This window comes from Allobaculum sp., from assembly GCF_047010065.1.
Classification (GTDB): domain Bacteria; phylum Bacillota_I; class Bacilli_A; order Erysipelotrichales; family Erysipelotrichaceae; genus Allobaculum; species Allobaculum fili.
Genome location: NZ_JBKXLD010000096.1, coordinates 1 through 8,807, shown reverse-complemented (window position 1 = coordinate 8,807; position 8,807 = coordinate 1). Strand labels below are relative to the sequence as shown.

Genomic DNA, 8,807 nt, shown 5'->3' with positions numbered 1-8,807 from the left:
ATGGTTCACCATTCAGCTGAAGGCTCAGCAGTGTACCAGGGGGCAACCCTCTGTAGGGGTACACTTCATCTGCCATACCCATTACTGGGAGGGCAAAAACGTAAAGATTGTTCAGTATCTTATGGGTCATAAGAACGCTGCAACAACCCTAAACGTGTATTCCCATATTATGTTACAAGACGTAAAAGACGCCATTTTGTAGAAATCAATGGTTGAAAAACGCTTTACATAAAGCAGATATAGACACGTAACATAATATAGATTATACGAAGTTGTTGATGTGTGATGTTACATCTCCTTATATACGACAATACCCGTCAGGATCCCCTTCTGACGGGTATTTCAGTATCTTTTCCATAGTAATTCGTAGATGGAGGCCCATCCCGTTTATAGATTCATTCCTTTTCCAGCAGAAACGACAGCAGTTCCTGAAACCGAATGCCTTCGGGCAGTTCTGCCTGCGGATCGAGTGTCATCATGACGCGATCGCAGTTGTCATCCAGGCTTTCGAGAGCTTTCAGCTTTTCTTCAAAGAGTTCGGTTTCATGAACCGATGCTAGCAGCTGCCAGCACGTTCTCATTCCATCTTTCTCAGTGACAAAGTCGATAATGGAATGTCGGTTCCTTCCGGTCATGACCGAATAGCCTCTTCGACGGAATTCGAGCCATACGATATTTTCCAGAACGCCCTGCGGTGAAACCTGTCCATCGCTGAGCAGACTGCTCAGCAGTCCAGTATCCGCAAAGTAATATTTTCTTTCCCGTTCGAAGATCTGATTGTTCAGTAGATTGCGGCATTTTACAACGTTGATCAAATAGGAATTTTGTAAGGCTTCCATATAGGCATTCACTGTGTTTACGGAAGCTTTTTTGACTCTCGTTCTCAGCAGGTGACTTGTCCCCCGCCCTGAGATGTATTCTCCCGACTGGCTGGCCATATAGACGGTCAGCTGCTGCATGAGTTCTACATCCGCATAGCGCAGATTTTCGACTAAGGAATGCAGAAGAATGGAGTCATACAGATTTTCGAGAACATCCTGGCGCTCTTTTGCGGAAACAGAAAGCGCAAGCGGCAGTCCGCCCTGTTCCATATAGTCCAGAAACAGCTCGGACAGACTTTCCCTTCTTCCCTCGCAGTATTCCTTAAAGGAAAGCGGAAAGAGTTTAATCGTCTCGATCTGATCGCGCAGCGGTGAACCTTCCCTCTCCGGCAGCACATCAGCCTGTGAAGTCAGAACAAAGAGATCGAGATCTGACCAGTGGAGCAGTCCAGCCAGCGCATACTCCAGATCTTCTACAGCATCTGGTTCATTGATCAGAATTGCTGTCCGGCTCCAGGGCCGATACTCACCGATTTTATGGATTATATATTCATACAGGTCCAAAGCCGTTTTTGGCAGTGTATTGGCGGGTCCGGAATAGTCGAGTTCAATCCATCCATTCGGATAAATGGAATGGTCTTTACAGTAAGCCTGGTACTGTTGGATTACATATCTTTTTCCGACCGAACGAAGACCGCAGAGTTTACTGATCTTTCGACTCTGAGAAGCGTCCATCAGCCGTTTGAAAACCGCTTCGGTTCGATGATCTGGCATACTTTCAACCTCCTGAAGAATGTGAATCCCCTTTTGTTCAGGATACCATTGAATCCGCTTTCTCATACCCTTCTAAGGGAAAAGAAATGCAGAAAATCATAACGCGAGCAGCTTATACAAGATTCATTTTATTGAAATATAAAAACAACGAACGCAAAGATGGAACAGTTCGCCGGTTTCAGCATGATGAAAGTAAATGGTTTTTGGGGTACTTCGGTCGTTAAGGCTTCTTCCCTTTTCTGTACGGAGGAATTTTGGAGACTCTCTTTCTTTTTGTTTGACTATTAATAAATAAATTTCATTTTATCCTGGAATTATTTTCAACATTCAGTTAAATGAAAAAAATGGCAGAACAAAAAAGTCCTGCTCATTCCCTTGTTTACGCGCTCGCCAATTAGAAAAGCAGGACGACGATCAGCGTTCCAATCAGCAGGAACAGGCAGATCTTTTTCAGGGTTCGAATCGGATGAAAAATAAAGGAGAAAAGAAACAGAAACGCCAGAATGACGTACCAGAGCCAGATGAAGGACAAAAGTGTAAACATATGCGTACCTCTCTTTGCCTCGAACTATACGCTTTGATTCTGAATATCGAATTAGAATTTTCTAAATATCCAAAATGGATTCCGTAATCCGTACAGAGATCAGTATTCAAGAGGATCTGGATCGATTGACAGTTCCTGCATGACGTTTTGAAGTCTTACTACGCGTTCCGGCGGTATGACTCCGCCAGGATTGCTTGACCACCCGGCCAGACAGTCCGCATCTTTCAGAGCTTCAGCCAGAGGACTGTCGACATTGAGCTTATTGGAGTGGACTTCAATCGCCGATGCGATTTCCTCGATTTCTTCCGGCGTAAACCGGTCCAGTCCTGCAAGCAGCTTTCGCGCAGCGGCAGCCCCAGAGCGAGCATGGGAACGGGATGGCTGATTCTCCAGAAATTTTCCAATATCGTGCAACACGGCCGCAATTTTCCCAGGCTCTGGATCCAGATTTCTCTTTTTGCACAAAATAGACATATAGGCATCGACCATGGATGTGTGACTCAGCGCAAATGCGCGAAGAACCGGATTATAAATTTGGGCAAATGCCGCATACACTTCGTCCCGTACAAGCGGATATCGATCAAAGGTTCTGTATTTTTGGTTTGAATTCATTCTCATTTTTCCTGCCTTTGTCCTCATTCTAACGAGATTTCCACTCGATGGGCAGAGCGACGACAGAGTCTTATTTGTATACCTGCATCCATTTACCCCTGAATTTTGAGTACTTTTCACAACGTCTAAACTGACAGGTGCTCGAATATCCTGAATGTCAGAATACCCTGAACAATTTATAAGGAGCTCACCGTATGAACACTTCAAAATTTCAATGGCTTAATTTGTCCGACGAAGATCTGACAGACCCTTCCCTTTCCATGGAAGATCTTTTAGGTTTTTCCATACATCTTTATCATTATCCGAAAGAACTGCATCCGATTGAGACGATGTACGACTGCTGGGAGAACCTGAAGCATCGAGATAAAGAGACGTTTGGCTTGTTGGAGCGGATGCACGCTATACAGACTGGCTGGTACCTTGCCTACTCTTTTTACAGACTCAGCGATATTGATCATGCCAAAGAAGCCTGCCAGTATGCGTACAGCCTGACCGATACAGATCTGCTTGCCGGAGACCGAATCAGCTCACTGCTTCTTTCTGCAGTGATTTCCTCCTTTTGTCAGGAAGCAGCCCAAACAGAAAAGAGTCTGGAGGAGGTCCGATACCTGCTTTCCCAGCGATCCGATAAAGTGGATGGTCTGAATTTCGAATACGAGGTCGTCGCTATGCGTTTTGCGCTCAGTCAAAATGATCTTCCAGCGGCTCAGAAACATGAAAAAAATGCGCTTAGCATTGATGATCCAAAACTGTTTCCGTCTTACCAGGATGCTTCTGAATCTTTTGTGCCCGGCTGGCGGATTTCCAATCTCGACTGCGGCGAATTGCGATACGCGACGAGCCTGCTTGCCTTTAAACAGGGTGAACTGGATAAAGCGCTTGGCGAATCTTCCAGGCATTCGATGCCTGTCCAAACGCTCTAGAATACTGTTTTTCCTTCCTATAAATATTGCTCATCAGAAAGCCGTTCAATCGTTCCGGGAAAGCTATTCCATTCGACTTAAGCATTACGGTTCGAGGTATCTGCTGACCTGCAGCTCTTACCAGAACTTAATCAAAGCCGGACTTGCGTCGATTTCTTCAAAGAACAGGACGCTGGATGATGAAGAAGTGATCGCCTACAAAACGATGTATGCAGAGCTTTTGACGAACCTCCACGCGATGGAAGGTGATCAGGCTCGCTTTCGGGAAAATCTGGCGCGGCTGGACTACTCGAACTTTCTGACCTCGATTCACGAAGAAGACGAGGCTCTGGTTCTTCTTGAGGAATTGCTGAAATGCTTTGAAGATACCCAAAACTGGTACTATGTCGTCATTGTTTACAAAAACCGCGCTCTTCTTCCTGGTCGGACGATCCAGGAGGTACAAGAGGACATTGAACAGGCTTTGGATCTGATCGAAACCCGATGCAAAGGATCTCACTCCCTGAAGCAGACGCTTCTGGATCTCTCCAGTACCTATATGAAAATGCCTGAGTAATTCAATTTGCGGTTGGAAGTTCCTTTCCATTTTGCTTATACGCAGAGCCTTTCTCTTTCGCCGGCAGATTGGTGTCCAGGAATTCCCTCTTTTTCAAAGAACCTGACTCCCCTTCTGGCATTAAAAAAGCTTCCTGTATTGAGAATAGACAGCGGATCTGTCTGGTTCTTCAATCAGGAAGCTTTTCATATGCCTGTTTCTCTTTTCTTAAAATCTGTCTATTTCTGGTCTTTGTTTTTAAGCCGGGAGCGTCCCGCTAAGAGCACAGCCAGCGCAAAGGCGAAGACAAAGAGCGAAATATACTGTGATGTGGAAAGACCGTTTACGACACCGCGAACCATATCGCCGCGGACGAATTCAATCGCAAGACGTCCGGCGGAGTAAGCGATCAGATAGGCTGCACCGACTTCTCCGTTGAACTTTTTCTTCTTCGAAAACCATTCGAGAAAGAGATAAAGTCCAAAGTCGAACACGGACATGACAATCTGTGACGGAAAAAGCGGAACGCCCGCCGGTGCTTCGGATCCTTCCGGGAACACGATGCCAAAACCGTTTGTCATTTCAATGCCATAGCAGCAGCCGGCAAGCAGACAGCCAATACGGCCAAAGGCCTGAGCTAAAGCGACTTCCGGAATGATCAGGTCAAACCATTCCCAGAAATTCATGGCATGCAGCTTGCAGTAGTACCAGCCGCTGATAAGACCGCCGATAATGCCGCCGTAAACGACCCAGCCGGAACCCAGATCGGTAAAAATCGTTGGGTCTGTAGCCATATCGGGAATACGGGTAATCCAGTAAAGGACTTTGGCGCCGAGCGCACCGCCAGCCAGTACCGTAAAGACCAGCCATTCCAGCCGCCTGGGATCATACCCTTTCGCTTTGACTTTCTTTTCAGCCAGTGAATAGGCGACCAGAATGCCGATCGCAATCATCAGTCCATAGGAATAGACGTGAAGAGAGCCAATCGAGAAAAGAATCGGATACATAAATTCCTCCTTCTTGTTTCGTTCTGTATTGCTAGTTCAAATCTTTGTCCGTTCTGAACCGTTCCCTGCTCGAAGAGAAGAAATGAAAAGACGGTCAAAACCGACACGTGCTCTATTGTATCGGGCCTGGATCAGGAAGAGCAATGAATGGGTCCGGATTGTCGAATCGTCTAAATCCATACCGTATTTGAAACCCATTCCGATACGATTATTTCTTTTCCGGCGCTCTTCTCAGCGTAATCAAAAGCAGCTGCGGACGATTATACAGACGCGGGATAATCATCTGATCGCCCAGTCCCCGGCTTTCGATCATTTTCATGCCATCGGGCTGTTCGAATAAGCCGCTGTCGTATTTGGGAAAGAAGCGGGAGCCGTTTCCATCGTTTGGCTGCAGAAACCCTTTTCCAAACAGTCGGATATGTCCGCCATGGATATGTCCGCTGAAAACCAGATCGGCCTGCGTCTTCTCCAGATAATCAAACAGATCTGCACGATGAAATAACAGAAGACGACAGGCTTTCTTTTCAGGAAGCTTTCCGATGTCTTCATTCAACTGTTCAAGACGCCGATCAAAAGACCAGCGGTAATGAAAATCGGGATCCTGAATGCCCGCGATTTCCAGCGGCTGTCCTTCTTTATACAGAGTCATCACATCGTGATCGAGCAGCGTTATGCCAAGCTGATCCAGATTGGCGGCCCGTTTTTTCCATTGGCCGCTGTAATATTCGTGATTGCCGCTGACCATATAGACCGGGGCGATTTTTGAAAGGCTGGAAAGAACTTTATTGGTCGTATCCGCATGCTGGACACCATCATACACATCCCCCGTCGCAAAAATGAGTTCGGGATGATCGTTCTCAATCGCTTCCATCATGCCTTTGGGATTGTTTCCGTGCAGATCCGAAACATGAGCGATTTTCACGCCGTCCCAGGCTTCTGGCAGATCGGAAAGTTCGATCGTCATCCCACTCACTTCCAGGTCGTTTCGAAACGCCCCGCTCGAAAACAGAATTCCAATCAGAATCGCCAGTGCACATATAAAAATCAGAAAAATTCGCAATCCATTCGAAAAATTCATGGTATCAGTATACCAATTTCTCCGATTCGAATCGTTTATGGACCGTCCTTCGCAGGCAGATAAAAAGCCGCCTGTGCATGTGCGCACGGACGGCTTATTCGGCATATTGGGTATACGCAATTCTGTAGAGTTTGCGAATCTGCTTATTTAGCGTTCTGTACCGGGATGTTCAGATCACGAACCACTGGATAAACGATCAGCTTATCGCCTTCGAGATCTTCGTTATGCATATCGACGGCAGTAATGTTCTGGTTCCAGTAGGTCGTATAATAGAAACGGCCAGTTTCGAGGTTTGCGCCGCAGGTATAAAGGGTAACTTCGTATTCACCCTTTTTAACCTGATCGCAGCCACTGGTCTGATACACGCTGTAAAGGATATGGAAGAATTCCTGGATATTGGCTTCTTCGGTATTCTTTTCGATATTCGAATTCAGACGTGTAAAGGCAACGCGGACAAAACGGGAAATGGAATCCAGACCGCCAGGCAGTCCAGCCGATCCCATGCCGGCACCGAGTTTAACGAAATCCGGGAAATTCGGAGAGAAACGAGTGGAATCGAATCCGCGGATGGCGTTGGATACGTTGCAGTAGTAAAGCAGATTTTTCTTGTGGAACGGGAATTCCGGTTCGTTGGTCAGAACGTTATACGGGTTGTCGTAAACTTTCAGACCGCGTTCTTTGGTCTGTTCGACAACGATCGTCCGTTTGGCATCGGAAATGATCCAGTGCAGCGGGCTTGGCGGGAATTTTTCCGAGAAACCGGTATTGCAGATGTTGATTTTCTTGAATTCTTCTTCGGCTTCATCGACGCTGGAGCATTTGCCCAGGATATAAGGGATCAGCTCGAACGAAGCGATGTTCAGCTTGTCTTCCATGACTGGGAAATAATGGCAGCTGGTCCAGAAAGCCAGACCGGCCATGCCCAGTCCTTTATCGTTGATTCCCTCGAAGTACAGAGGGTAGTTATCAATCGGCATAGCCATACCGATAATAGCGTTATGGCTTTCCATGGCGTCGGTGTGACGGAATTTAAAGGGGACGTTGTGCGGTGTGATGACGACATCGACTGGATAATCGATTTCCAGATCCAGGTTGCGTCCGAAGTAGTGGCTGTTTCCATTGGAATAGGAAAGACCTGTACACATTAAGCGAGTACCTCCTGATCATACGTATCTTTTTTGCTTTGTACGATCTTTAATTACAGTCTTCATTATAAAGTTCCGCTTTTCGGATGATCCCTCCAATGACCGAAATACAGCGGCCTCTTCCCTTTCTCTGTTATGTCTGCAATCTGAGTATTGTTGAATCTTCCAAAGCGTCTGGAATCGCTTTCAGGTCGTCTATACTGAAAACAGACAGACCGATCCGACAATATTCGGGCAATTTTCGCGATCAGCCTGGAGAAGAAAGAGAGAAAAGTATTCAGAAGGTATGGATGTATCTCCTTTCTGTCCTTACGTTTCTGAGCCTTATGGCGCCTCCTGCCCTGCTGCAGGCAAAAGAAGCCATTGATCCCCCGGCCCAGACCAGCGTACGCAAAGAGGAAAACTTCAACCGCGGCTGGAAGTTTGTCCGCAGAGATGAACCGCAGGCGTACCAGAGCGATTTTAACGACGCGAACTGGTATAACGTCAGCCTGCCGCACGATTTCAGCATTCCCTATTTCATGGAACAGAAGTTTTACACTGGCATCGGCTGGTATCGAAAGACATTCGAAGTCAGTGCCGAATCGCTTCAGAACAAAATCAAGATCGATTTTGACGGTGTCTTCCACACCATCGATCTGTACGTCAACGGCGATAAAGTCGGCAGTCATCAAGGCGGCTATACCGGCTTTGAATTCGACTTGAGCGAGTATCTGCACGAAGGAACGAACGTCCTCGCCGCAAAAGTTGACAACACCTGGAATCCGCAGCTTGCTCCGCGTGCTGGCGACCATAATTTCACCGGCGGTATTTACCGCGATGTAAAGCTGATTTATGAAAACCCGGTTCATGTCGCCTGGTACGGTACGTTTGTACAGACGCCAAACGTATCCAGATCGTCTTCCGATGTGCGCATGCAGGCGGAGGTAGAAAACCAGAACGAAACGGCTGCCGAGGTTCGTGTACGCCATACACTGCTGGACGCCAACGGCCAAGCCGTCGCTCAGTTTTCTTCCAGCCCCAAAACGATTGAAGCTGGACAGAGCGCCATCTTTGATGACACGTATACTGGAATTTCCAAGCCTCATCTGTGGAGCATGGCCGATCCCTACCTTTATACGGTCGTTACCCAAGTCTACAGTGCAGACTCGCTGGTCGACTCCGTTCAGACGAGCATGGGCTTTCGCTGGTGCGAATGGACAGCCAATCAGGGCTTTTTCCTGAATGGCGAACACGTCTGGCTCAACGGCGTAAACGCCCATCAGGATCACGCCGGCTGGTGCAATGCCGTCAGCGATTCGGCTCTGGTTCGTGACGTTCAAATGGTCAAGGACGGCGGATTCAACTTTATCCGCGGCAGTCATTATC

The 8,807-nt window shown here is 47.3% G+C and carries 9 protein-coding genes; 3 read left to right on the top strand and 6 right to left on the bottom strand.

The window, feature by feature from the left end; all coding sequences use genetic code 11:
- Window positions 1-395: 395 nt before the first annotated feature.
- From ACLUYS_RS08250 to ACLUYS_RS08240, 3 genes are all read right to left on the bottom strand, one after another.
- Window positions 396-1,595: an ATP-binding protein gene (locus tag ACLUYS_RS08250; protein WP_230267051.1), complete on the bottom strand. Its 1,200-nt coding sequence runs from the start codon at window positions 1,593-1,595 to the stop codon at window positions 396-398.
- A gap of 394 nt (window positions 1,596-1,989) precedes the next feature.
- Window positions 1,990-2,139: a hypothetical protein gene (locus ACLUYS_RS08245; RefSeq protein ID WP_230267050.1), complete on the bottom strand. Its 150-nt coding sequence runs from the start codon at window positions 2,137-2,139 to the stop codon at window positions 1,990-1,992.
- Between the two features lie 99 nt (window positions 2,140-2,238).
- Entirely contained in the window at window positions 2,239-2,751 is a 513-nt protein-coding gene (locus tag ACLUYS_RS08240; RefSeq protein WP_230267049.1) for an HD domain-containing protein, read from the bottom strand.
- Between the two features lie 194 nt (window positions 2,752-2,945).
- Between ACLUYS_RS08240 and ACLUYS_RS08235 the strand changes: the two genes are divergently transcribed.
- The gene (locus ACLUYS_RS08235; RefSeq protein ID WP_230267048.1) at window positions 2,946-3,674 is read left to right on the top strand and encodes a hypothetical protein; all 729 of its coding nucleotides are present in this window, start codon (window positions 2,946-2,948) and stop codon (window positions 3,672-3,674) included.
- Between the two features lie 187 nt (window positions 3,675-3,861).
- Window positions 3,862-4,230: a hypothetical protein gene (locus ACLUYS_RS08230; RefSeq protein WP_242743606.1), complete on the top strand. Its 369-nt coding sequence runs from the start codon at window positions 3,862-3,864 to the stop codon at window positions 4,228-4,230.
- A 218-nt stretch (window positions 4,231-4,448) separates the two neighbouring features.
- Here the strand turns inward: ACLUYS_RS08230 and ACLUYS_RS08225 are convergent, their stop codons facing one another.
- From ACLUYS_RS08225 to bsh, 3 genes are all read right to left on the bottom strand, one after another.
- The gene (locus tag ACLUYS_RS08225) at window positions 4,449-5,216 is read right to left on the bottom strand and encodes a prolipoprotein diacylglyceryl transferase (protein WP_230267046.1); all 768 of its coding nucleotides are present in this window, start codon (window positions 5,214-5,216) and stop codon (window positions 4,449-4,451) included.
- A gap of 208 nt (window positions 5,217-5,424) precedes the next feature.
- Entirely contained in the window at window positions 5,425-6,180 is a 756-nt protein-coding gene (locus ACLUYS_RS08220; protein WP_288876779.1) for a metallophosphoesterase, read from the bottom strand.
- Between the two features lie 257 nt (window positions 6,181-6,437).
- Window positions 6,438-7,439, bottom strand: a complete 1,002-nt coding sequence (gene bsh, locus ACLUYS_RS08215) for a choloylglycine hydrolase (protein ID WP_230267044.1) — start codon at window positions 7,437-7,439, stop codon at window positions 6,438-6,440.
- Between the two features lie 290 nt (window positions 7,440-7,729).
- Here bsh and ACLUYS_RS08210 point away from each other — a divergent pair.
- Window positions 7,730-8,807: glycoside hydrolase family 2 protein (locus ACLUYS_RS08210; protein ID WP_412659574.1), on the top strand; the 1,078-nt coding region annotated here is incomplete at its 3' end.

Excerpts from the sequence above, each read along its gene's own strand:
- ACLUYS_RS08250 (WP_230267051.1), bottom strand. The coding sequence starts at position 1,595 with ATGCCAGATCATCGAACCGAAGCGGTTTTCAAACGGCTGATGGACGCT.
- ACLUYS_RS08245 (WP_230267050.1), bottom strand. The coding sequence starts at position 2,139 with ATGTTTACACTTTTGTCCTTCATCTGGCTCTGGTACGTCATTCTGGCG.
- ACLUYS_RS08240 (WP_230267049.1), bottom strand. The coding sequence starts at position 2,751 with ATGAATTCAAACCAAAAATACAGAACCTTTGATCGATATCCGCTTGTA.
- ACLUYS_RS08235 (WP_230267048.1), top strand. The coding sequence starts at position 2,946 with ATGAACACTTCAAAATTTCAATGGCTTAATTTGTCCGACGAAGATCTG.
- ACLUYS_RS08225 (WP_230267046.1), bottom strand. The coding sequence starts at position 5,216 with ATGTATCCGATTCTTTTCTCGATTGGCTCTCTTCACGTCTATTCCTAT.
- ACLUYS_RS08220 (WP_288876779.1), bottom strand. The coding sequence starts at position 6,180 with ATGACGATCGAACTTTCCGATCTGCCAGAAGCCTGGGACGGCGTGAAA.
- bsh (WP_230267044.1), bottom strand. The coding sequence starts at position 7,439 with ATGTGTACAGGTCTTTCCTATTCCAATGGAAACAGCCACTACTTCGGA.